Source organism: Mesorhizobium sp. M7A.F.Ca.AU.001.01.1.1, assembly GCF_004022735.1.
Lineage (GTDB): Bacteria > Pseudomonadota > Alphaproteobacteria > Rhizobiales > Rhizobiaceae > Mesorhizobium > Mesorhizobium ciceri.
The window spans coordinates 1-1,977 of sequence record NZ_RZPF01000951.1 but is presented as its reverse complement, the minus strand read 5'-3'; the positions used below and the strand labels follow the sequence as shown (position 1 = coordinate 1,977).

At 61.5% G+C, this 1,977-nt stretch carries 2 protein-coding genes; both read left to right on the top strand.

Annotation, left to right across the window (positions count from 1 at the left end; all coding sequences use genetic code 11):
- On the top strand, nucleotides 1-790 hold a 790-nt coding region (gene mmsB / locus EN884_RS34450; protein ID WP_128361060.1), incomplete at its 5' end, for a 3-hydroxyisobutyrate dehydrogenase.
- Nucleotides 791-825: 35 nt separating this feature from the next.
- On the top strand, nucleotides 826-1,977 hold a 1,152-nt coding region (gene hisD, locus EN884_RS34445), incomplete at its 3' end, for a histidinol dehydrogenase (protein WP_245492037.1).

Sequence of the window (1,977 nt, the reverse complement as noted above, 5' to 3'; positions counted from 1 at the left end):
TGCCACCTCCGCCGCCGAGGCGGCTTCATCGGCCGATGTGGTTATCACCATGCTTCCGACCGGAGACAATGTCCGCGACGCCTATCTTGGAGCGTCGGGTGTCATCGCGGCATCCCGCAAGGGTGCGCTCTTGATGGATAGCAGCACGATTTCATCGACCGTCACCGTGGAAATCGCCGCTGCCGCCCGCGCCGCCGGCCGGCGCATGATCGATGCACCGGTTTCAGGCGGGACGCCGCGCGCCCATTCCGGCACTTTGACTTTCATGGTCGGCGGCGAGGCCACGGATGTCGAGCATGCCCGCCCTCTGCTGGAAGCAATGGGACAGCGCATCTATCATGTCGGGGCTTCGGGAGCGGGCCACACGGCGAAGCTCTGCAACAACATTCTGTCCGGAATATGCATGGCGGGAACTGTCGAGGCGCTGGCACTCGGTGTCGCCAATGGTCTCGACCCAGCAATCCTAAGCGATGTGATGCGCAACTCCTCGGGCAACAACTACGCGCTCGAGCGCTATCACCCATTCCCGGGCCTGATGGAGAATGTGCCCTCTGCCAACGGTTTTGCCGGCGGTTTCCGCTCGGATTTCCAGTTGAAGGACATGCGGCTCGCCAAGGAACTGGCGAACAGCTCGAAAGTCCTGGCAGCGATGGGAAATCTGGCAACAGAGCTCTTCGCCATCCATTGCCAGAATGGACATGCCGGCGAGGACTATTCGAGCATCATCAAACTGGCGCTCGATCTCGACAGCTACTTCGAAGGCAGGACGACGGAAGGGGCGACCAAGTGATCCGCAAACTCAAAGAGGGGCGCGATCCGAGCGCCGTGGCAGCCGATCAGGCCACCGTCAGAGCCACTGTAGAGGGCATCATCGCCGATGTCCGTGCGCGTGGCGATGTTGCGGTGCGCGAGCTTTCGATCCGCTTCGACAAATGGGACCGCAAGGATTTTCGCCTGACCGATGCGGAAATACGCGCCTGCCTTGCGGAACTGTCCGAACAGAACCTGAGCGACATCCGCTTCGCGCAGGAACAGGTTCGCAACTTCGCGCAGCATCAGCGCGAAGCGTTGCGCGATATCGAGATCGAAACCCTGCCGGGCGTTGTTCTTGGGCACAAGAACATCCCCGTTCAGTCCGTCGGATGCTATGTGCCAGGCGGAAAATATCCATTGCTGGCTTCGGCCCATATGTCGGTCATTACGGCCAAGGTTGCCGGCGTGCCGCGCATCTTCACGGCTGCGCCGCCCTACGAGGGGCGCCCTGCCGCGGCGATCGTTGCGGCCCAGCACCTGGCAGGCGCGGATGAAATCTACTGCCTCGGCGGTGTTCAGGCGGTAGCCGCCATGGCACTGGGCACACAAAGCATCCAGTCCGTTGCCATGCTGGTCGGTCCAGGCAACGCCTTTGTGGCGGAAGCCAAGCGCCAGCTCTATGGACAAGTCGGCATCGATCTCTTCGCCGGTCCGACGGAAACCCTGGTCATTGCCGATGACAGCGTCGACGCCGAGCTATGCGCGACCGATCTTCTCGGCCAAGCCGAGCATGGTCCCAACTCACCGGCAGTCTTGCTAACCAATTCAGAGGCTCTCGCCAAAGCCACGATCGCAGAGGTCGAAAGGCTGCTGAACATCCTGCCGACTGCCGTCATCGCCCGTCGCGCATGGGAGGATTACGGCCAGGTAATCCTGTGTTCGACAGAGGACGAAATGGTCGGTGAAGCAAACCGCATGGCATCGGAACATGTGCAGGTGATGACTCGCGATCCGGATATCTTCCTCGAGCGGATGACGAACTACGGGGCGCTGTTTCTCGGGCCGCGAACCAACGTCGCCTATGGCGACAAGGTGATTGGAACCAACCACACGCTGCCGACGGCGGGAGCCGCCCGTTACACCGGCGGCCTTTGGGTCGGCAAGTTCCTTAAGACCGTTACCTATCAACGCGTCCTGACCGATGAGGCCTCGGCAATGATCGGA